Source organism: Aquabacterium sp. J223 (assembly GCF_024666615.1).
Classification (GTDB): Bacteria; Pseudomonadota; Gammaproteobacteria; order Burkholderiales; family Burkholderiaceae_C; genus J223.
In genome coordinates this window covers 1,688,141-1,709,506 of sequence record NZ_CP088297.1, presented here as the reverse complement: position 1 = coordinate 1,709,506, position 21,366 = coordinate 1,688,141, and the positions used below count along the sequence as shown (strand labels likewise).

Here is a 21,366-nt window from a genome sequence, read left to right as displayed (position 1 = left end):
TGATGCCTGCCATGCGCCTTCATCGCCTGCTGCCCACCGCCCTCGCCGCGCTGCTGGCGCTGGCCGCCACGCTGGCCCACGCCCAGACCGTCGCCCCCGCGCCGCGCGGGCCCTGGCAGGACACGCTCGACGCCTTCGCCGCCGCCGACCGCGCCAGCCAGCCCAAGCCCGGCGGCGTGCTGTTCGTCGGCAGTTCGTCGATCCGGCTGTGGGACGGGCTGGAGCAGCAGTTCGACGCCTCGCACCAGGTGCTCAAGCGCGGCTTCGGCGGCTCCCGGCTGGCCGACTGTGCCGACCTGCTCGACAAGCTGGTGCTGCCCTATGCGCCGCGGCTGGTGGTGGTCTACGCCGGAGACAACGACATCGCCGCCGGCGCGAAACCCGAGGACGTGCTGGTCAGCTTCCAGCGCTTCGTCACCGGGGTGCGGTCCGCGCTGCCGGCCACCGACATCGCCTTCCTGTCGATCAAGCCCAGCCCCGCTCGCGAGGCGCTGCTGCCCACCATGCACGCCGCCAACGCGCTGATCGAGCGCTGGGCCGCCACGCAGCAGCGGGTGGCCTACCTCGACGTCTACTCGCGCATGCTCGACGCCCAGGGCCGGCCGCGGCGCGAGCTGTTCGCCGCCGACCGACTGCACCTGAACCGCGACGGCTACGCGCTGTGGCGCGAGGTCATCGCGGCGCACTTGAGCGCAGCGGCGGCCGGGCCGCCCGCCACGCCGACACGCGCGCTTTCGCCCTAGCCGCCCGGCGGTCGACCTCGGCGCTGGCGAAGGCCACGCCATAGAGCAGGCCGAAGCTGAGGACCAGGATGGCGGCGTCGGCCGCCCAGCCGTGCTCGCCGGGCGGGCCGAACAGCGCCAGCGCCAGCAGCGCGGCGACCAGGTGGGCGCAGAACACCGGCAGCGAGGCGCGGCCGAGCAGTTCCAGCGCCGGCACGCCGCGCGGCAGCCACGCCACCAGCGCCGGCCCCCAGCGCAGCACGATGAGCAGCAGCGCCAGCAGGTTGAGCAGCCGCAGCGGCGCCACCTGCCACTTGTCGAACAGCAGCGCCACCGTGGGGTCGGCCGGCACCTGGCCGAGCCCGTGCCGCACCGCCAGCCCGACCGCCGCCCAGGCCACGGCCGCGCGCAGCAGCCAGGCCGGGATGCGCGGCGCCAGCGGCCGCCCGGCGGCGTGCTGCGCGCCCATCCACAGCCCCAGCACCCAGACGAACTGCCAGGCCAGCGGCTTGAAGGAGCCGGTCTCGGTCAGCGGCACCGTCACCGGCAGGCCCGCGTACAGCCAGCCGCCGAGGCCGAACTGCTCGGCCAGCCACAGCGCCAGGCTGAGGGCCAGGATCACCGGCCAGCCGCGCGGCCCGGCATGCAGCAGCAGCAGCGGGCTGCCGATCATGAACACCACGTACAGTGGCAGGATGTCCAGCATCGGCGGGTTGTAGAGCAGCGCCAGGCTGGCGGCCAGCGCATGCCACGGCCGGTCGAGGTAGTAGTTGAGCAGGTTGGTGACCGCCGGCTCGTGCAGCCAGACGCCCACGGCGGCGACCACGCTGAACAGGAACACCAGCAGCGCCACCTGGCACAGGTAGAGTTTCCAGGCCCGGCGCCACAGCGCCGTCGCCATCGCCTCCTCGCCGCGCTGCAGTTGCCGGCGGTGGTAGACCAGCCCGGCCATGTAGCCCGACAGCAGCACGAAGCCCTCGGCCGCCGACACCATGCCGAACGGCTGCCCCAGCGGCGACGACACCGCCGTCGGCAGGTGGGTGACGGTCATCAGCACGAGCATCAGCCCGCGCAGCGCGTCGATCTCCCAGCGCCGTTCCGTGGCCATGGGCTTCAAGGCCGACGCCTAAAATCCGCGGCTTTGCGCGGCGCTGCCATGGCTTCCAGGAAATCCAAACGTTCCGACACAGACACCCCCCGGAAAGCCCCCGGGGCAAACAGCGCGCCGCCCCCGCCACGCCGCCCTCGCAGCCGTCGAAGGAACTGCACGTGTTCCCCAACCCGGCGCCGGAACGCGACTACGTGATCCAGTTCCAGGTGCCCGAGTTCACCTGCCACTGCCCGCTGACCGGCCAGCCCGACTTCGCGCACTTCACCATCGACATGGTGTGCGACCGGCTCTGCATCGAGCTGAAGAGCCTGAAGATGTACTTCTGGAGCTACCGCAACGAGGGCGCGTTCCACGAGAAGGTGACCAACACCATCCTGGACGACATCGTGCGGGCCACCGACCCGCGCTTCGTGCGCATCACCGCCAAGTGGTACGTGCGCGGCGGCATCTACACCAACGTCGTGGCCGAGCACCGCAAGAAGGGCTGGATGCCGCAGCCGGTGGTGGAACTGCCGAAGCACGCCAACGAGACCGGGCTGCTGGGCTGACGGCCCGAGGCCGACCCATGGGCCAACTTGCCGACCGGCCGCCGTACCAGAAGTACGCCGTGCGCGTGGCGCGCAGCCGCATCGACGGCTACGGCGTCTTCGCCGACGAGCCCATCCCGCCGCGGCTGAAGATCGGCGAGATCCGCGGCGAGACGATCCCCGTGGCGGAGGCGCGCCGCCGGGCGGCCGGCCAGCAGCGCATCATGATCGTCGAGGTGTCCGCGCGCACCGCCGTCGACGCCTCGCAGTCGCGCGACCCGATGCGCTTCACCAACCATTCGTGCGCGCCCAACGCCCGGCTGCAGATCCGCGACGGCCGCATCGAGTTCTACGCGCTCAAGGCCATCGCCGTCGGCGAGGAGGTCACCGTGGACTACGGCGAGACGCACCACGAGGGCCGGCTGGCCTGCCGCTGCGGCGCGCCGGGGTGCGTCGGCCGGCTGTAGCTCAGCCCCCGTCGGCCACGATCCAGCGCGCCGCCTTCTCCGCGATCATCAGCGTCGGCGCGTTGGTGTTGCCGCTGGTGATGGTGGGCATGGCGCTGGCGTCGACCACCCGCAGGCCGTGCACGCCGCGCACGCGCAGGCGCGAATCGAGCACCGCCATCGGATCGCCGTCGCGGCCCATCGCGGCGGTGCCCACCGGATGGAAGATGGTGGTGGCGATGTCGCCGGCCAGCCGTGCCAGGTCGTCGTCCGACCGGTACTGCACGCCGGGCTTCCACTCCTGAGGTGCGAAGCGGGCCAGCGCCGGCTGCGCCGCGATGCGCCGCGCCACGCGCAGCGAATCGGCGGCGACGCGGCGGTCCTCCTCGGTGGCCAGGTAGCCCGGCGCGATCGCCGGCGCTTCGCCGGCGGTGCGGCTGCGGATGAGCACCGTGCCGCGGCTGGTGGGGTTGAGGTTGCACACGCTCGCCGTGAAGGCGGGGAACGGGTGCAGCGGCTCGCCGAAGGCGTCCAGGCTCAGCGGCTGCACGTGGAACTGCAGGTTGGGGTGCGGCCGCGACGGGTCGCTGCGGGTGAAGGCGCCGAGCTGCGACGGCGCCATGCTCATCGGCCCGCGGCGCAGCAGCGCGTACTCCAGCCCGATCGCCGCCCGGCCCCACCAGCGGGCCGCCAGCGTGTTCAGCGTCTTCGCGCCCTGCACCTTGAACACCGCCCGGATCTGCAGGTGGTCCTGCAGGTTGGCGCCGACGCCCGGCAGGTCGCGCACCACCTCGATGGCGTGCCGCTGCAGCAGGCCGCCCGGGCCGATGCCCGACAGCTGCAGCAGCTGCGGCGAGCCGATCGCCCCGGCACTGAGCACCACCTCGCGCGCCGCCCGCACGACGACCCGCCGGCCCTCGTGCAGCAGCGACACCCCGGTGCAGCGCAGCCGGCCGTCGGCCTCGCGCTCGACGAGCAGGCGGCGGGCATGGGCGTTCGTCCACACCGTGAGGTTGGGCCGCTTCAGCACCGGCCGCAGGAAGGCCTTCGCCGTGTTCCACCGCCAGCCGCCCTTCTGGTTGACCTCGAAGTAGCCGACGCCCTCGTTGTCGCCCTGGTTGAAGTCGTCGCTGACCGGGATGCCGGCCTGCACCGCCGCGGCGGCGAAGGCGTCGAGGATCTCCCAGCGCAGGCGCTGCTTCTCGATGCGCCACTCGCCGCCGTTGAAGTGGTGCTCGGCGAAGGCCTCGGCCCGCTCGGCGGCGGCCAGCGCCCGGCGTGCCGCGGGGTGGTCGTCGAGCCGGTGGTGGCCCTCGTGGGCGCGGAAGTCGGGCAGGCAGTTCGACCAGCGCCAGGCGTCGTCGCCGGTGATCGCGGCCCAGCCGTCGTAGTCGCGCGCCTGGCCGCGCATGTAGATCATGCCGTTGATGCTGGAGCAGCCGCCGAGCGTGCGGCCGCGCGGGTAGCGCAGCCGACGGCCGTTGAGGCCGGGCTCGGCCTCGGTGCTGAAGCACCAGTCCACCTTCGGGTTGCCGATGCAGTAGAGGTAGCCCACCGGCACGTGGATCCACGGGTGGCGGTCGCGGTCGCCGGCCTCCACCAGCAGCACCCGGCGCCACGGGTCGCGGCTCAGCCGGTTGGCCAGCAGGCAGCCGGCGGTGCCGCCGCCGACGACGACCCAGTCGAAGGTGGTCGCGGTGTCATCGGTGCTGCGGTCGTGCATGGGGGGCGCCTCCTCGCCGGCCGTTACTGTAGGCCGCGCCTGTCCTCGGCTGGGAGGACAGACGACACGGCCACCGTGGTCTACCGTGGCTTTCTCACCCTCAGGAGAACACGACATGGAGACACGACGGACGGGACGCGCCGCGCAGGCGGCGGCCCTGGCATTGCCCTTGGTGCTCGCGGCCTGCGGTGGCGGCGGCGACGACGCCGGCACCGCCACCGCGACCCAGGCCTGCGAGCGCATGGCGGCGCAGGCGTTGCCCGCCACCCGCATCACCCAGGCCACGCTGGTGGAGGCCGAGACCACCCGGCCGGCCGGCGTCACCAGCGGGCCCTTCCTGCCGCAGCACTGCATCGTGCAGGGCCTGGTCAACGAGCGCACCGGCGTCGACGGCAAGTCCTACGCCATCGGCTTCCAGCTGCGGCTGCCCACGGACTGGAACGGCCGCTTCTTCTACCAGGGCGGCGGCGGCAACGACGGCGTGGTCGCGCCCGCGATGGGCAACAACACCGGCGCCACCGGCGCGCAGGACAACGCGCTGCTGCGCGGCTTCGCGGTGGTGACCACCGACGCCGGCCACCAGGGCGCCAACCCGCTGTTCGGCCTCGACCCGCTGGCGCGGATCGACCATGCCTACAACGCCTACGACGTGACCACCCGCACCGCCAAGGCGCTGATCAACGCCCGCTACGGCCGCGCGCCGGACCGCAGCTACTTCATCGGCTGCTCGGGCGGCGGCAACCAGGGCCTGACGCTGGCGCAGCGGTTCCCGCAGCACTTCGACGGCATCATCGCCACCGCGCCGGCGATGAGCGTGGCCAAGGGCGCGTCGATCTCGGTGGCCTGGATGACGCAGCAGTTCCACGCCATCGCGCCGAAGGACGCCAACAACCTGCCCATCGTCAGCCAGGCCTTCAGCAACGCCGACCTGACGCTGGTGGCGGACACCATCAAGGCACAGTGCGACGCGCAGGACGGCCTGGCCGACGGCCTGGTGTCCCACCCCGCGGCCTGCAGCTTCGACCCCGCCGTGCTGCAGTGCGCCGGCGCCAAGACCGCCACCTGCCTGAGCGCGCCGCAGGTCACCGCGCTGAAGGCCGCCTTCGCCGGCCCGAAGAACAGCGCCAACCAGCCGCTGTACCACCCGTGGCCCTGGGACCCGGGCATCGCGGCCGGCGGCTGGCGCGCCTGGACGCTGGGCACCTCCAGCACCTCGACGTCGAACGCGCTGTACACGCTGCTGATGGAGCCGACCATCGGCTACGAGTTCGTCACCCCGCCCGACACGACGATCCGGCTGTCGACCTTCAACTTCGACACCGACCCGCCGCGCATGGACGCCTACGACTCGATCTACGGCAACTGGCGCGACACCACCCTGGCGGGCTACCGCCAGCGCGGCGGCAAGCTGATGATCTTCCACGGCATGGCCGACCCCATCTTCTCCGCCACCGAGTCGCAGCGCTGGTACGAGCAGCTCACCACCAACAACGGCGGCGCGGCCAACACCCAGGCCTTCGCGCGGCTGTTCCAGATCCCCGGCATGACGCACTGCTCGGGCGGCCCGGCCACCGACGCCTGGGACGGCCTGACCGCCCTGGTCGACTGGGTGGAGAAAGGCCAGGCGCCGGCGCGGGTGCTGGCGCGCGGCACCACCGCGCTGCCCAACGTCAGCCGGCCGCTGTGCCCGTACCCGCAGCACGCGCGCTACACCGGCACCAGTCCGAACGACGCGGCCAGCTTCACCTGCCAGTGAGGCCCGGGGGGCCCGACGGCCTCACGCCACGGCGGCTGCACGGGCGCCGTGCAGCCGCCAGCGCCGCCAACTCGCCCAGGCCAGCGCCGCGGCGCCGGCCAGCGTCCAGGCCATCCATGCCGGCCAGCCCGAACGGTCCGGCCAGGTCAGCCAGGCCACCAGGGCGAACACCGCCGGCACCGACAGCCGATCCGTCCAGCCGAAGCCGGAGCGGCGGTCGAACAGCGCCGCCAGCGCCACGGCCAGCCCGCCGGCGGCGGCGAACGCGGCCAGGCCGGCGGGCGAGCCGGCCGCGCCATCGCCCACGCGCCACATCCACAGGCCGAACACCGCATACACCGCGCCGCCGACCGACATCGTCGGCGGCAGCCAGGCGTCGGTGTCGTCGTCGGCCTCCTTGGCGTCGCGGCGGATGACGCTGTAGAACGGCCCCGCCAGCACGCCGAAGGCGGCGAAGAACCACAACATCCCGGCCACCAGCAGCGCCATCGCGCGGCCCAGCGCCGGCAGCGTGAGCACGGGCACCAGGCGGTGCGCGAGCAGCACCGCCAGCAGCGGCAGCATGGCCAGGGCGCACCACAGCAGCAGGCCCGCGGCACCGCCGACCACGCGCATCAAGCGCGACTCGTCCAGACTGGACCGGCCCTGCGCGCAGCGCCGCCAGAGCTGGTCGCAGGCCAGCCGCCACAGCGCATGGATGGCCAGCCACCAGCCGAGCAGCGCCAGCACCAGCACCGCCAGGCCGAGCAACAGCGGCACCAGCGTGCGCGCCTGCACGCCGCTCAGGCCGGGCAGCAGCGACAGCCCGGTCGCCAGCCCCCCGGCCAGCCAGGACAGCACCGCCTCCAGCCAGCGCCAGTCGGCCTGCGCCAGCAGGCCGCGCAGCCACTCCCCGGTGCTGCGCAGCAGGTCGGACTCCAGCCACAGCGCCACCGCCAGCGCCACCGGGTTGAGCAGCTGCCCGGCGGCCAGCGCGAGCGCCCGCCGGCGGTGCCAGCGCTGCAGCCGCTGCAGCAGTTCGATCGCCAGCGGGTCGAACAGCGACAGCCGCGAGAACGCCGCCGCCAGGGTCGGCCAGCACCAGGCGGCGAAGCCGCAGCGGGTGTCGAAATAGCGCACGTGGTCGTGGACCAGCGAGCATTCATTGGTCACCTCCACCTGCTGCACGAAGGGCAGGTCGGCCAGCTGCGACTGCCGGCCCATCGGCACCAGGTCCAGCGTGGCGTGCACGTCCCACCAGGTCACCTGAGCGCCAGCGGCGCCGGAGAGCGCGAAGCCCTGCAGCCGCTGGTCCAGCGCCTCGCGGTACTGGCGCAGGGCCATCAGCAGCGCGCCTTGCGCCCAACCGGCCAGCAGCAGCAGGCCGATGACCAGGCCCACCCACCAGCGACCACCGTCCGGCACCCAGTGCAGCCAGGGCTGCGCCGCCGCCAGCGCCGCGGCCAGCCACAGCGGCGTGGCCCAGCCGGCGGCGGCGAGGCCCTCGCGGCGCTCGCGCACCAGGCGCAGCAGCTCCAGCTTCTCCAGCCCGGAGCCGACGCTGACGAAACCGCGCACCTTGGGCTGCGGCCAGGCCTGCAGCGCCGCATGGGCGATGGCGCCGCCCTGCGAATGGGCCAGCACCACCACGGTGTCGCAGCGGTCGGCCAGCCATTGCAGCGAGCGCGCCACCCGCTGCACCAGCGCCGCGCGCTGGATGTCCTGCTCCAGCAGCACGAAGCTGTCGCCGAGCGTCAGCGTCATCGCCCGCACGGTGGCCAGCAGGGCCTGTCGCCAGGGGCCGAAGGGAATCAGCCACAGCAGCATGGCCAGCGCGATGGCGAGCTGCATGGCCAGGGCCACCGGACCGCTGACGATCCAGCGCAGCAGGATCTGCAGCGAGCGCCAGGCGCCGGGCGCCTCGTCCTCCGGCGCGGCACGGCCGCCGTGGAAGTGCCAGAACACCAGCAGCGGCACCCGCGACAGCATCCAGGCCAGCAGGCGCAGCGTCTGCGGCACCTGCACGCTGTCGCCCCACCACGCCTCGGCGAAGACCCAGCGCTCGCGGCCCGGCGTGCCGTCCGCTCGTCGGGGGGCGTCGACCTCGACCTGCGCGAAGGCGGGCGACTCGGCCTCGTTGCGCAGCGCCCGCATGCGCGCGCTGCGCACCCGCACCTGGCCGCGCGGCCGGTCCGGCCGCGGCCCGGACAGCCAGTCGCGCAGCCAGTCGATCAGCGGCTCGCCGAAGCCGAGCAGCGCATCGGCCTCGGCATGGTCGCCGATGCCGTGGACCAGCAGCACGCCGATGTCGCCGGCGCCCTCCAGCGCATCGGGGTCCGGTTCCGGCAGGTCGCTGTGGGGGATGGGCATGCGGCACTGTCCCGACGACCGGCGCCGGCTGTCAATCCTGCGTCGGCACCGCGCTTGCCCGTGCCGGGCACCATGGCCCGCAACCCCGGCAGCCTGCGCATCGGCATCTCCGGCTGGCGCTACGAGCCCTGGCGCGGCGTCTTCTATCCCGAGGGCCTGGTGCAGCGGCGCGAGCTGGCCTACGCCTCGCGCATGGTCAACAGCATCGAGCTCAACGGCTCCTTCTACTCGCTGCAGGACCCGGCGTCCTACCGCGAGTGGCACGACGACACGCCCGACGACTTCGTCTTCGCGGTCAAGGGGCCGAAGTACATCACCCACCTGCGGCGGCTGAAGGACGTGGCGACCCCGCTGGCCAACTTCCTCGCCAACGGGCTGTTCGAGCTCAAGGCCAAGCTGGGGCCCATCCTCTGGCAGTTCCCGCCGATGCTGCCGTTCAAGGCCGACCGCTTCGAGGCCTTCTTCGAGCTGCTGCCGCACGACACCCGGGCCGCGCTGGACCTGGCGCAGCGGCACGATGGACGGGTCGCCGACCGCCTGAGCCTGGCCATCGACAGAAAGCGGCCGCTGCGCCATGCGGTGGAGATCCGCCACCCCAGCTTCGTCGACCCGGCCTTCGTCACGCTGCTGCGGCGCCACCGCATCGCGCTGGTGGTGGCCGACACCGCCGGCAAGTGGCCGCTGCTGGAGGACCTGACCGCCGACTTCGTCTACCTGCGGCTGCACGGCGACCAGGCGCTCTACACGAGCGGCTACTCGCCCGAGGCGCTGGACCGCTGGGCCCGGCGCATCGGCGCCTGGCGCGAGGGGCGGCAGGTGGACGACGCGCACGTGGCCGCGCCGGCGACGAGGCACCGCGCCGGCCCGCGCGACGTCTACGCCTATTTCGACAACGACGTGAAGGTGCATGCACCGTACGACGCAGCCTCGCTGGCGCGCCGGCTGGGCCTGCCGTCGCCGCTGGGCGACATGGGCCGGCCGGTGTGGCCGCAGGGCTGGCAGGCGCCGGCGCCGCGGGCGCGTGCGCCGGGCTTCCGCCGCCGCCCGGCCCGGGCCCCCGATGCGCCGGGATAATCCGGCCATGAACCCGCTGCTCCAGCGCCTGCAGCCCTACCCCTTCGAGCGGCTGCGCGGCCTGTTCGAGGGCGTCGTGCCCTCGCCCGCCCACCGACCGATCAGCCTGGGCATCGGCGAGCCGAAACACCCGGCGCCGGCCTTCATCCGCGAGGCGCTCGACCGCCACTTCGACCTCACCGCCAGCTACCCGGCCACCGGCGGGCTGCCGGCCCTGAAGGCCGCCTGCGCCGGCTGGGTGCAGCGGCGCTACGGCGTGGCGCTCGACCCCGCCACGCAGGTGCTGCCGGTGAACGGCTCGCGCGAGGCGCTGTTCTCGCTGGCGCAGACCGTCATCGATCCCACCCGCGATGCCGGCCGCGGCGGCGCGGTGGTGGTCTGCCCCAACCCGTTCTACCAGATCTACGAAGGCGCGGCCTACCTGGCCGGGGCCACGCCGGTGTTCGCCAACAGCGACCCGGCGCGCAACTTCGCCGCCGACTGGTCGCAGGTGGACGACGCCACCTGGGCGCGCTGCCAGCTGCTGTACGTCTGCTCGCCGGGCAACCCGGCCGGCGCGGTGGTGCCGCTGGACGAATGGCGCCTGCTCTTCGAGCTGTCCGACCGCCACGGCTTCGTCATCGCGTCGGACGAGTGCTACTCGGAGATCTACTTCCGCGACGAGCCGCCGCTGGGCGCGCTGCAGGCCGCACGGGCGCTGGGCCGCGGCTTCGAGCGGCTGGTGGTGCTGACCAGCCTGTCCAAGCGCAGCAACGTGCCGGGCCTGCGCTCGGGCTTCGTCGCCGGCGACGCGGCGGTGCTGAAGGACTTCCTGCTCTACCGCACCTACCACGGCAGCGCGATGAACCCATCGGTGCAGATGGCCAGCGTGGCGGCCTGGAACGACGAGCAGCACGTGGTCGAGAACCGCGCGCAGTACCGCGCCAAGTTCGCCGAGGTGACGCCGCTGCTGCAGCAGGCGCTGGAGGTGGCCCTGCCCGATGCCGCGTTCTACCTGTGGGCGAAGGTGCCGGACGACGTCTGCGGCGGCTCCGACACCGCCTTCGCCCGCGAACTGCTCGCTCAATACAATGTGACCGTGCTGCCGGGCAGCTACCTCGCCCGCGAGGCGCACGGCCACAACCCCGGCGCCGGCCGCGTGCGCATGGCGCTGGTGGCCGAGACCGCCGAATGCCGCGAGGCCGCCGAACGCATCGTCGCCTTCTGCCGCGAACGCGCCGCCCGCTGACCCCCTTCGCCTTTTTCCCCGACATCGCCATGACCACCGTCAACGTGCAGCAGCTCCAGTCCACCATCGACCTCGCGTGGGAGAGCCGCGCGCAGATCACCGCCGCCAGCGCGCCCGACGTGGCCCGCGCGGTGGAGGAAGCGGTCTCCGCGCTGAACAACGGCAACCTGCGGGTGGCCGAGAAGGTCGGTGGCCAGTGGACCACCCACCAGTGGCTGAAGAAGGCGGTGCTGCTGTACTTCCGCCTGCACGACAACCAGCTCATGCGCGCGCTGCCCGACGGCATGGCCGGCGGCGCCTACCCGCAGTTCTTCGACAAGGTGCCGGTGAAGTTCAGCCACCTGACGGAAGACCAGGTGCGCGAGGCCGGGGTGCGCATCGTGCCGCCGGCGGTGGCCCGCCACGGCAGCTTCATCGCCCGCGGCGCGGTGCTGATGCCCAGCTACGTGAACATCGGCGCCTACGTCGGCGAGAACACCATGGTCGACACCTGGGCCACCGTCGGCTCGTGCGCGCAGATCGGCAAGAACGTGCACCTGTCCGGCGGCGTCGGCATCGGCGGCGTGCTGGAGCCGCTGCAGGCCAACCCGACCATCATCGAGGACAACTGCTTCGTCGGCGCCCGCTCCGAGATCGTCGAGGGCGTGATCGTCGAGGAGAACTCGGTCATCTCGATGGGCGTGTACATCGGCCAGAGCACGCCAATCTACGACCGGGCCACCGGCGAGACGACCTACGGCCGCGTGCCGGCCGGCAGCGTGGTCATCAGCGGCACGCTGCCGCGAGACGGCGGCAAGTACAACCTGTACGCCGCCATCATCGTCAAGCGGGTGGACGCGCAGACCCGCGCCAAGACCAGCCTGAACGAGCTGCTGCGCGCCTGACCGGCGCCGGCGCCGAGGACACGCCCATGGACACCGCCGCCCGCACCGCACCACCGCAGCCCGCACCGCCGGGCAACATGGAGAAGGTGCTGCGGCTGATGGCGGAAAAGGGCGCGTCCGACGTGTACCTGTCGGCCAACACGCCCATCCTGATCAAGATCAGCGGCCAGATCCTGCAGCTCACCGACCAGCCGCTGACGCACCAGCAGCCGCGCCAGCTGCTGGCCGAGCTGCTGACGCCGACCCAGCTGGAGGAGCTGGAGGACACCGGCGAGCTCAACGTCGGCATCGGCCTGACGAAGGTGGGCAGCTTCCGCCTGTCGGCCTTCAAGCAGCGCGGCAGCGTGGCGGCGGTGTTCCGCTGCATCCCGGTCGTCATCCCGTCGCTGGACTCGCTGGGCGTGCCCGCCACGCTGAGCCAGCTGGTGCTGCAGAAGCACGGCCTGATCCTGATGGTGGGCGCCACCGGCACCGGCAAGAGCACCACGCTGGCGGCCATGCTGGAGCAGCGCAACCAGCAGATGCCGGGGCACATCCTCACCATCGAGGACCCGATCGAGTTCCTCTTCACCAACAAGCGCTCGGTGGTCAACCAGCGCGAGGTGGGCCGCGACACCGAGAGCCTGCAGGTGGCGCTGAAGAACGCGCTGCGCCAGGCGCCGGACTGCATCCTCATCGGCGAGATCCGCGACCGCGAGACGATGAGCTCGGCCATCTCCTACGCGCTGTCCGGCCACCTGGTGCTGGCCACGCTGCACGCCAACAACAGCCACCATGCGCTGGGCCGCATCCTGTCGTTCTACGCGCCGGAGGCGCGGCCGGCGCTGCTGGGCGACCTGGCCTCGGGGCTGAAGGCCATCGTCTCGCAGCGGCTGCTGCGCGCGGTGGCCGGCGGCCGGGTGGTGGCGGCGGAGGTGCTGCTCAACACCAAGCTGATCGCCGAGCTGATCGAGAAGGGCGACCTGGCGGGCCTGAAGGAAGCGATGGAGAAGTCCACCGCCGAGGGTTCGCAGACCTTCGAGGCCGACATCGCCCGCCTGATCAACGGCGGCGCGGTGACGCGCGACGAGGGCCTGGCCTTCGCCGATTCGCCGACCAACCTGATGTGGCGGCTGGAGAACGAGTCGACGCCGGCCGCGCGCACCCCGCCCAAGGCGGAGGAGCCGGAGGCGGCCAGCTTCACCGAGATCGTGCTCGACGTGCCGGGCGACCGCACGACGACGCGCGCCGCCGCGCTGAACACGCGCCTGTGACCCCTCGGCCCCCGGCCCCGGGGCCTGCACCGCCGATGTCCGACACCCTGCTCCTGCTCGAGGCGCTGATCGCCCGTCCCTCCATCACGCCGGACGACGCCGGCTGCCAGGCGCTGATCGGCGATCGGCTGCGCGCCGTCGGCTTCGACTGCACCTCGCTGCCCTTCGGCCCCGACGGCGCGCGCGTCAGCAACCTGTGGGCGGTGCGCAAAGGCACCGCGGCCGGCCCGCTGCTGGCCTTCGCCGGCCACACCGACGTGGTGCCCACCGGCCCGCTGGCCCAGTGGCGCAGCGACCCCTTCGTGCCCACCCACCGCGACGGCCGGCTGCACGGCCGCGGCGCCGCCGACATGAAGGCCTCGCTGGCGGCGATGGTGGTCGCCACCGAGCGCTTCGTCGCCGCGCGGCCCCACCACGCCGGCGCCATCGCCTTCCTGCTCACCAGCGACGAGGAAGGCCCGTCGGTCGACGGCACGGTGAAGGTGGTCGACTGGCTGCAGCAGCAGGGCCTGCGGCTCGACGCCTGCATCGTCGGCGAACCGACCTCGGTCGACCGGCTCGGCGACACGGTCAAGAACGGCCGCCGCGGTTCGCTGTCCGGCCGGCTGACGGTCAAGGGCATCCAGGGCCACGTCGCCTACCCGCAGCTGGCGCGCAACCCGCTGCACCAGCTGGCGCCGGCGCTGGCCGAACTCGTCGCCATCGACTGGGACCGCGGCAACGCCCACTTCCCGCCGACCACCTTCCAGGTCTCCAACGTGCACGCCGGCACCGGCGCCGGCAACGTCATCCCCGGCGAGGCGGTGGTCGACTTCAACTTCCGTTTCTCCACCGAATCGACCGCCGACGGGCTGAAGGCGCGGGTGACCGACCTGCTGCAGCGCCACGGCCTGGAGTTCGACATCGCCTGGACCCTGTCCGGCCAGCCCTTCCTGACCACGCCGGGGTCGTTGAGCCGGGCGCTGGTGGCGTCCATCGAACAGGCGACCGGCGTCCAGGCCGAGCTGTCGACCACCGGCGGCACGTCGGACGGCCGCTTCATCGCCCGCCTGTGCGACCAGGTGGTGGAGTTCGGGCCGCTCAACGACAGCATCCACAAGGTGGACGAGCACGTGCGGGTGGCCGACCTGGAACCGCTGACGGCGGTCTACCAGGGCGTGCTCGAGCGGCTGCTGGCCTGACCACCGCATGACCCGGCTGATCGACGTCATCGAGGCCCAGGCCCAGCGCCTGAAGGCCGCTGGCGTCGCCTTCGGCCATGGCACCACCAACGCCTTCGACGAGGCGGTCTGGCTGGCGCTCTGGCGGCTGCAGCTGCCGCTGGACGACCTCGACGGGGTGGCCGACCGGGCCCTGGACGAGGGCGAACGGCAGGCCATCGAAACGCTGGTGGGCGAACGCATCGCCAGCCGCCGGCCCGCCGCCTACCTCACCGGCGAGGCCTGGCTGCAGGGCGTGCCCTTCACCGTCGACGAACGCGCCATCGTGCCGCGCTCGCTGATCGCAGAACCCTTGGTCGACGGCACGCTGGACGCCTGGCTGAGCGACCGCACCCAGCGTGTGCTCGACCTGTGCACCGGCAACGGCAGTCTGGCGGTGCTGGCCGCCATGGCCTGGCCCGAGGTGCAGGTCGACGCCGCCGACCTCAGCGCCGACGCGCTGGCCGTGGCGCGGCTCAACGTCGCGCGCCACGGACTGCAGGACCGCATCGCCCTGCTGCAGGGCGACGGCCTGGCCGCCGTCGCCGGCCGCGGGCCGTACGACCTGGTCCTCTGCAACCCGCCCTACGTCAACGCGGCCTCGATGGCCGCGCTGCCGCCCGAGTTCCAGGCCGAGCCCGGCCTGGCCCTGGCCGGCGGCCCCGACGGCATGGACTTCGTCCGCCGCCTGCTCGCCGACCTGCCCGCGGTGTTGAGCGCGCACGGCGTGCTGGTGCTCGAGATCGGCCACGAGCGCCAGCACTTCGAACGCGCCTTCCCCCGCCTGCAGCCGGTGTGGCTGGAGACCAGCGCGGGGGAGGACCAGGTGCTGCTGCTGGAGCGCGACGCGCTGTCGGCGGCGTGAGCCGCCTCACATCCTCGGCTGCCCGTTCGACGCCGTCACGCCGCCGTCCACCGGCAGGTTGACGCCGTTGACGAAGCGGGCGTCGTCGCTGGCGAGGAAGGCGACGACGCCGGCGATGTCGGCGGGCTCGGCCGGGCGCTTCAGCGGCAGGCGGTCCATGAAGCGGGCCATCAGCGCCTCGTCCTTCAGCATGTCCTCGGTCATGTTCGACCGCGTCAGCGACGGGCACACCGCGTTGACGCGCACGCCCCGTTCGCCGAAGTCCATGGCCAGCGACCGGGTCAGGTTGACCACCCCGCCCTTGGCGGCGTTGTAGGCCGCCATCGCCCAGTCGCCGCCGAGGCCGCTGACCGAGGCCATGTTGACGATGCAGCCGCCGCGCTCGAGCAGTTCGGGCAGCGCCGCGCGGCAGCCGTGGAAGACGCCGGTGAGGTCGATCTGCAGCGCCTGGTCCCAGTCGTCGAGGCTGACGTCGAGCGCGTCGCCCTCGGGTGCGACGCCGGCGTTGTTGACCATCACGTCCAGCCCGCCGAAGCGCTCGACCGCCGCCCGCACCAGCGCCTGCACCTGGCCCCAGTCGGCCACGTCGCAGGGCTGCACCAGCAGCCGGGTTTCGTCGCCCAGCCGGTCGGCGACGGCCTGCAGCTTGTCGCGCCCGCGGCCGGCCAGCACGACGCTTGCGCCCTCGGCGAAGAAGCGCTCGGCCACGCCCTCGCCGATGCCCGAGCCGGCGCCGGTGACGATGACGACCCGTTGGTTGAACCGCTGCTGCATGACCCGTCTCCTGAGCTGAGGCCCGGTCACAGCAGCCGGCGTGCCCTACCCCAGCACCTCGCAGCGCTTGACGACGCCCGGCGCCGGATCGGTGCCGAACCCCTCGTTGGTGCAGGCGGCGTGGCCGGCGACGTTGCGCACCACCCAGCGGCCGTCGATGCCGTAGCGCACGCTGCGGGTGCCGCTGACGTTGAAGCCCTGCCATTCCTGCGCCACGGTGGTCCAGTTGGCGGCGGTGGCCAGCGGCATGGCCTCGCAGACCTTGGCCCAGCCGTACGCCGGGTCGTTGCCGAAGAAGGCGTTGCTGCACTGGCCGGCGCCGGCCACGGTGAGCTGGGTCCAGGCGCCGTTGACGCCGTAGCGCACGGTGTGCGGCGTGGTGCCGAGGTCGAAGCTGCCGTACTCGCTGGCGATGCGCGTCCAGCTGGCCGCAGGGCTGCCGCTGCTGCCCGAGGCCAGCTCGCACTGCTTGGTGGTGCCGTAGGCCGGGTCGTTGCCGAACCAGTCGTTGGTGCACTGGGCGGCGCCGTTGACGCTGCGCACGACCCAGTGGTTGCCGGTGCCGTAGCGCACCGTGCCGCTGGCGCTGAAGGCCTGGCCCTCGCGCACCAGCAGGGTCCAGGTGGTGGCCGGTGCGGGCGCGGCCACCGCCGCCGCCAGCAACGCGCCGGCATCGAGCAGGCCGGCCCCGCACTGGCCGCTGCCGCAGTCCGACCCGGTCCCGCTGGGGAAGCGCCGGGCGCTGGCCTGCAGCCGCTGCAGCACCTCGGCCGGCGACAGCGTCGGCTGCACCGACAGCAGCAGCGACACCGCGCCCGTCACATGCGGCGCCGCCATGCTGGTGCCCTGGTAGAGCGCGTAGCTGTCGGCCAGCGGCGTGGTGCTGCCGCTGTTCAGCGTGGACAGGATGCCGCTGCCGTCGCCCCCCGCCGGGCGCGGCGATGCTGACCTTCGCGCCATAGTTGCTGTAGCTGGCGCGGCCGCCGCGCCGGTTGACGGCCGCCACCGCGACCACGCCGTTGCAGTTCGCCGGCTGGGTGTTGGCCACGTCGGCGTTGTCGTTGCCGGCCGACACCACCAGCACGGCGCCGCGGGCCACGATGTCGTTGACCGCGCTCTGGAAGGCATAGGAGCAGGCGCCCGGGCCGCCGGCGCTGAGGTTGATCACGCGCGCCGCATACGGGTTGGCCGGCGCGCCGGCCACCGGGATGCCGGCGGCCCAGCGCAGGCCGTCGATGATGTCCGACGAATAGCCGCCGCAGCGGCCGAGCACCCGCACCGGCAGCAGCGGCGAGGCCCAGTTCAGGCCGGCGACGCCGCTGCCGTTGTTCGCCGCCGCGCCGACGGTGCCGGCCACGTGCGTGCCGTGCCAGCTGCTGGCGCTGCCGTTGCAGCCGTGGTCGCCCGGGTCGGCGGCGTCGCCGTCGCGGCCGCCGCCGTCGTTCGCGGTGGCCGGGTCGGTGACGAAGTCCCAGCCCGGCAGCAGCCGGCCGGCCAGCTCGGCGTGCGGCCGCACGCCGCTGTCGACGATGGCCACCGACAGGCCGGGCGCGCCGGTGGTCACGTCCCAGGCCGCCGGCGCGTTGACGCCGGCGGCGGCCTCGAACAGGTCCCACTGCTGGCCGTACATCACGTCGTTCGGCCCCCGGTGCGCCTGCAGGAGGACGTCGGGCTCGGCGTAGAGCACGTCGGGGTCCTGCGCCAGGCGGCGGGCGATGGCCCGCGCCTCGGCCAGCGGCACCCGGCGGCCCAGGCGCGCCACGTCGGCCTGGCCGGACATGCCGCGCAGCGTGGTCAGCCGCTCGCCCAGCACGCCGCCCAGCCGCTGCAACCGCGCCGCGCGGCCGGCGGCATCGGGGTCGCGCAGGCGCACGATGAGGCGGTCGACCGTGGGCGGCTCGGCAGCGGCCTGTGCCGTGCGGCCGGCGGGGTCTTCACGGCCGCCGGCCAGCACGGGCAGGACGGCAAGGGCGAGGCTGGCGCCAATGACGGCGCGCCAGTGCAGAGGGCTCACGGGGAACTTCCTTGCGCCGCGGTGCGGACCGCGGTCGCATTCACAGGGGGATGGCGACGGCACCCGGGGGACCGGACGCGGCGCGGATGCTAGAGACCTGCCCGCCGGGAGGGGCAAGTGTTGGTAACGCTGGGGTCTTTCTTCAGCCGCGCGGCCGGCGCTCGCGCCCGCGCGGCGGCCGGGGCGGCGTGCAGCGGGCGCACCTCGCCGGCGGGCCCCGCCTCGTAGCCGGGCAGCGCGTCGATGGCGGCCCGCACCTCGGGCCGCTGCAGCACCGCCCGCACCGCCTGCACCTTCGGCGTGTCCAGCGCCTCGGTGGCGCAGAGCAGGCCGTAACGTTCGCTCGCCAACGGCAGGAACTCGAGCTTGAAGCGCCGTGCCGGCGTCTCCACGCCCAGCCCGGCGTCGGCCATGCCGCTGGCCACGTAGGCGGCCACCGCGGCGTGGGTGTATTCGCACTGGCCGTAGCCTTGCACGGCAGCGGGCTCGAGGCCCTCGCGCGCCAGCATCAGGTCCAGCAGCAGCCGGGTGCCGCTGCCGGGCTGTCGGTTGACGAAGCGCACGCCGGGCCGCGCCAGGTCGCGCACGCCATACAGGCGCTTAGGGTTGCCCGGCGCCAGCATCAGGCCCTGGCGCCGGGTGGCGAGGTGGATCAGGCTGACCTCGCGGCCGGACAGGCTGGCGCGGTGGCGCGCCGCCACCTCGGCCTCGAACTCGCCCTCGGGCAGCGCCACGCCGCAGAGGTCGCACTGGTCGTCGCGCAGCGCCGCCAGCGCCTCGGGCACCGCCAGGTAGCGCAGCTCCACCGGCTGGCCCTCGCGCAGCAGGGTGTCGTGCAGCTGCTCCACCGCGAAGCCGTGGCTGGCGAAGAGCCGCAGCGGGGTGTCGCCGGCCGACAGCACCTTGCCGATCTCCAACTCCAGCTCGCTGGCCAGGCTGTCCAGCAGCGGCGACAGCCGGGCGGCGATGCGCCGGTCGGCCCAGACCAGCGTCTGGCCGAGCGGCGTCAGCGTCGAGCCCTTGCCGCGCGCCATCACCAGCAGGGGCGCGCCGAACAGCGCCTCGCCCTGGCGCACCAGGCCCCAGGCGTGGCGGTAGGACACCCCGGCGCGCTGGCAGGCGGCGAGCAGGCTGCCGTCCTCGTGCACCTGCACCAGCAGGTCGATCAGGCGCGGCACGAGCGTGGTGCCGCGCTCGTCGCGCAGCGTCCATGCCGGGCGGATCTGCACCTGGGGTCGCATGTCCGGAGTTTATGTGCACGGCAGCACATGACATCGGCTGCGCGGTGCCTATTGAGCCGGTGCCGCGCAACGGCTAGATTGCGCGGACCCACCCGCCGAGCCGTTATGCCAAGCACCGCATATGACCACCCGGGCCCCCTGGCGCCGGACGAACTGCTGCCGCAGGCCGGCGCGCGGTCCACGCCGCCCGCCACCCTGCCGCCGGCCTGGGCCGATGCGGTGGCCGCCGTGATTGCCGAGCGCCGCCACCTGGACGGCGCGCTGCTGCCCATCCTGCACGGCGTGCAGGACGCGCTGGGCCATGTGCCCGCCGACGCGGTGCCGATGATCGCCAAGGCGGTGAACCGCTCGCGCGCCGAGGTGCACGGCGTCATCACCTACTACCACCACTTCCGGCAGACGCCGGCCCGGGCGCACGTGCTGCAGGTGTGCCGCGCCGAGAGCTGCCGCACGATGGGCGGCGAGGCGCTGCTGGCACAGGCCGAGGCGCTGGGCCGCGAACACGGCTGCACGGTGGAGCCCATCTACTGCCTGGGCCTGTGCGCCCAGTCGCCGGCGGTGCTGCTGGACGACCGGCCGCAGGCGCGGGTGACGCCGGCCAAGCTGGCGCGGCTGATGGCGTCGTTGAAGGAAGCGACATGAGCGGCACCAGGGTCTACGTGCCGCGCGACAGCGCGGCCCTCGCGGTGGGCGCCGATGCGGTCGCCGCGGCCATCGAAGCGGAAGCGGCGAGCCGCGGCCTGGCCGTGCAGGTGGTGCGCAACGGCTCGCGCGGCCTGCTGTGGCTGGAGACGATGGTCGAGGTGGCGACGGCCCAGGGCCGCGTGGCCTACGGCCCGGTGGAGGCCGAGGACGTGGCCTCGCTGTTCGAGGCCGGCTTCCTCGACGGCCGGCCGCATGCGCTGGCGCTCGGCCCCACCGACGACATCACCTGGCTGAAGCGCCAGCAGCGCCTGACCTTCGCCCGCTGCGGCCTCACCGACCCGCTGTCGCTGGCCGACTACGAGGCGCAGGGCGGGCTGAAGGGCCTGCGCGCGGCGCTGGCGCTCCAGCCGGCGGCCATCGTGCAGCAGGTGCTCGACGCCGGCCTGCGCGGCCGCGGCGGCGCGGCCTTTCCCACCGGCATCAAGTGGCGCACCGTGGCCGCGGCGAGTGCCGAGCAGAAGTACGTCGTCTGCAACGCGGACGAGGGCGACAGCGGCACCTTCGCCGACCGGATGCTGATGGAGGGCGACCCCTTCATGCTCATCGAGGGCATGGCCATCGCCGGCCTGGCGGTGGGCGCGACCAAGGGCTTCGTCTACATCCGCTCGGAGTACCCGGACGCGATCCGCACCTTCGACGAGGCCGTGCGACGCGCGCGGGCCGCGGGGGTGCTCGGCGCGTCGGTGCTCGGCTCCGGACGCGCCTTCGACCTCGAATGGCGCAAGGGCGCCGGCTCCTACGTCTGCGGCGAGGAGACGGCGATGCTGGAGAGCCTGGAGGGCGAGCGCGGCATCGTGCGCGCCAAGCCGCCGCTGCCGGCGATCGAGGGCCTGTTCGGCCGGCCGACGGTGATCAACAACGTGCTCACCTTCGCCGCGGTGCCGACCGTCCTGGCCGAGGGCCCGGCGCACTACGCCGGCTTCGGTGCCGGCCGCTCGCGCGGCACCCTGCCCTTCCAGCTGGCCGGCAACATCCGGCACGGCGGCCTGTTCGAACTGCCCTTCGGCCGCACCCTGCGCGAGCTGGTGTTCGACTTCGGCGGCGGCACCGCCAGCGGCCGGCCGGTCAAGGCCATCCAGGTCGGCGGGCCGCTGGGCGCCTACGTGCCCGAGTCGCAGTGGGACCTGCCGCTGGACTACGAGGCCTACGCCGCGGTAGGCGCGGTGCTGGGCCACGGCGGCGTGGTGGTGCACGACGACAGCGCCGACCTGGCGCAGCTGGCGCGCTACGCGATGGAGTTCTGCGCCATCGAGAGCTGCGGCAAGTGCACGCCCTGCCGCATCGGCTCCACCCGTGGGGTCGAGGTCATCGACCGCATCACCGCCGGCCGTGAACGAGAGCAGCAGGTCATCCTGCTCAAGGAACTCTGCGACACCATGCTGCACGGCAGCCTGTGCGCCATGGGCGGCATGACACCGTACCCGGTGCTCTCCGCCCTCACCCATTACCCGCGCGACTTCGGCCTGACCCAAGCCGACGCCGCCTGAAGGAGCCG

General features: G+C 73.4%; 18 protein-coding genes and 1 pseudogene. 13 read left to right on the top strand and 6 right to left on the bottom strand.

The annotated features are described in order from the left end of the window. Positions 1-11 precede the first annotated feature (11 nt). A complete protein-coding gene (locus tag LRS07_RS08235) occupies positions 12-743 on the top strand; it encodes an SGNH/GDSL hydrolase family protein (protein ID WP_260501450.1) in 732 nt (243 codons plus the stop codon). On the opposite strand, the gene opgC is transcribed toward LRS07_RS08235, so the two are convergent. Continuing rightward, positions 673-1,830: an OpgC domain-containing protein gene (gene opgC / locus LRS07_RS08230; protein WP_260501449.1), complete on the bottom strand. Its 1,158-nt coding sequence runs from the start codon at positions 1,828-1,830 to the stop codon at positions 673-675. The genes LRS07_RS08235 and opgC overlap by 71 nt on opposite strands. Before the next feature lie 155 nt (positions 1,831-1,985). On the opposite strand from opgC, the gene queF reads away from it, so the two are divergent. Together queF and LRS07_RS08220 are read left to right on the top strand one after the other, a co-directional pair. Beyond that, positions 1,986-2,381: a preQ(1) synthase gene (gene queF / locus LRS07_RS08225; protein ID WP_260502075.1), complete on the top strand. Its 396-nt coding sequence runs from the start codon at positions 1,986-1,988 to the stop codon at positions 2,379-2,381. 17 nt (positions 2,382-2,398) lie between these two features. Further along, positions 2,399-2,827 (top strand): SET domain-containing protein, encoded by a 429-nt coding sequence (locus LRS07_RS08220; RefSeq protein WP_260501448.1) that lies wholly within the window; start codon positions 2,399-2,401, stop codon positions 2,825-2,827. Between the two features lies 1 nt (position 2,828). On the opposite strand, the gene LRS07_RS08215 is transcribed toward LRS07_RS08220, so the two are convergent. After that, positions 2,829-4,529: a GMC family oxidoreductase gene (locus LRS07_RS08215; RefSeq protein WP_260501447.1), complete on the bottom strand. Its 1,701-nt coding sequence runs from the start codon at positions 4,527-4,529 to the stop codon at positions 2,829-2,831. Between the two features lie 115 nt (positions 4,530-4,644). Between LRS07_RS08215 and LRS07_RS08210 the strand changes: the two genes are divergently transcribed. Continuing rightward, complete coding sequence (locus LRS07_RS08210) at positions 4,645-6,285, top strand: tannase/feruloyl esterase family alpha/beta hydrolase (protein ID WP_260501446.1); 1,641 nt, start codon at positions 4,645-4,647, stop codon at positions 6,283-6,285. Positions 6,286-6,306: 21 nt separating this feature from the next. Here the strand turns inward: LRS07_RS08210 and LRS07_RS08205 are convergent, their stop codons facing one another. After that, positions 6,307-8,634, bottom strand: coding sequence for a lipase family protein (locus LRS07_RS08205; RefSeq protein WP_260501445.1), 2,328 nt, complete (start codon positions 8,632-8,634; stop codon positions 6,307-6,309). Between the two features lie 72 nt (positions 8,635-8,706). Here LRS07_RS08205 and LRS07_RS08200 point away from each other — a divergent pair, with 72 nt between their 5' ends. Genes LRS07_RS08200 through prmB form a run of 6 tightly spaced genes read left to right on the top strand, consistent with a single transcriptional unit; the run spans position 8,707 to position 15,137 of the window. Continuing rightward, positions 8,707-9,708 (top strand): DUF72 domain-containing protein, encoded by a 1,002-nt coding sequence (locus tag LRS07_RS08200; protein WP_260502074.1) that lies wholly within the window; start codon positions 8,707-8,709, stop codon positions 9,706-9,708. A gap of 7 nt (positions 9,709-9,715) precedes the next feature. Next, positions 9,716-10,936, top strand: coding sequence for a succinyldiaminopimelate transaminase (dapC, locus tag LRS07_RS08195; RefSeq protein ID WP_260501444.1), 1,221 nt, complete (start codon positions 9,716-9,718; stop codon positions 10,934-10,936). A 29-nt stretch (positions 10,937-10,965) separates the two neighbouring features. Beyond that, positions 10,966-11,820, top strand: coding sequence for a 2,3,4,5-tetrahydropyridine-2,6-dicarboxylate N-succinyltransferase (gene dapD / locus LRS07_RS08190; protein ID WP_260501443.1), 855 nt, complete (start codon positions 10,966-10,968; stop codon positions 11,818-11,820). A gap of 26 nt (positions 11,821-11,846) precedes the next feature. Continuing rightward, the gene (locus LRS07_RS08185) at positions 11,847-13,073 is read left to right on the top strand and encodes a PilT/PilU family type 4a pilus ATPase (RefSeq protein ID WP_260501442.1); all 1,227 of its coding nucleotides are present in this window, start codon (positions 11,847-11,849) and stop codon (positions 13,071-13,073) included. A 35-nt stretch (positions 13,074-13,108) separates the two neighbouring features. Beyond that, a complete protein-coding gene (gene dapE, locus LRS07_RS08180) occupies positions 13,109-14,254 on the top strand; it encodes a succinyl-diaminopimelate desuccinylase (protein ID WP_260501441.1) in 1,146 nt (381 codons plus the stop codon). Between the two features lie 7 nt (positions 14,255-14,261). Then, positions 14,262-15,137: a 50S ribosomal protein L3 N(5)-glutamine methyltransferase gene (prmB, locus tag LRS07_RS08175; RefSeq protein WP_260501440.1), complete on the top strand. Its 876-nt coding sequence runs from the start codon at positions 14,262-14,264 to the stop codon at positions 15,135-15,137. A gap of 6 nt (positions 15,138-15,143) precedes the next feature. Here the strand turns inward: prmB and budC are convergent, their stop codons facing one another. Together budC and LRS07_RS22435 are read right to left on the bottom strand one after the other, a co-directional pair. Beyond that, complete coding sequence (gene budC, locus LRS07_RS08170) at positions 15,144-15,911, bottom strand: meso-2,3-butanediol dehydrogenase (RefSeq protein ID WP_260501439.1); 768 nt, start codon at positions 15,909-15,911, stop codon at positions 15,144-15,146. A 45-nt stretch (positions 15,912-15,956) separates the two neighbouring features. Then, positions 15,957-17,427: pseudogene (locus LRS07_RS22435) on the bottom strand (S8 family peptidase). Here LRS07_RS22435 and LRS07_RS08155 point away from each other — a divergent pair. Further along, positions 17,308-18,018 carry a hypothetical protein gene (locus LRS07_RS08155; RefSeq protein WP_260501437.1) on the top strand — a complete coding sequence of 237 codons (711 nt, stop codon included), beginning with the start codon at positions 17,308-17,310 and terminating at the stop codon, positions 18,016-18,018. The pseudogene LRS07_RS22435 and the gene LRS07_RS08155 sit on opposite strands and share 120 nt — an antisense overlap. Here LRS07_RS08155 and LRS07_RS08150 read toward each other — a convergent pair. After that, positions 18,015-19,166, bottom strand: a complete 1,152-nt coding sequence (locus LRS07_RS08150) for a substrate-binding domain-containing protein (protein WP_260501436.1) — start codon at positions 19,164-19,166, stop codon at positions 18,015-18,017. The genes LRS07_RS08155 and LRS07_RS08150 overlap by 4 nt on opposite strands. A gap of 105 nt (positions 19,167-19,271) precedes the next feature. Here LRS07_RS08150 and LRS07_RS08145 point away from each other — a divergent pair, with 105 nt between their 5' ends. Continuing rightward, positions 19,272-19,808 (top strand): NAD(P)H-dependent oxidoreductase subunit E, encoded by a 537-nt coding sequence (locus tag LRS07_RS08145; protein ID WP_260501435.1) that lies wholly within the window; start codon positions 19,272-19,274, stop codon positions 19,806-19,808. Further along, positions 19,805-21,358 (top strand): formate dehydrogenase beta subunit, encoded by a 1,554-nt coding sequence (locus LRS07_RS08140; RefSeq protein ID WP_260501434.1) that lies wholly within the window; start codon positions 19,805-19,807, stop codon positions 21,356-21,358. Before LRS07_RS08145 ends, LRS07_RS08140 begins: the two co-directional genes overlap by 4 nt. Positions 21,359-21,366 lie beyond the last annotated feature (8 nt).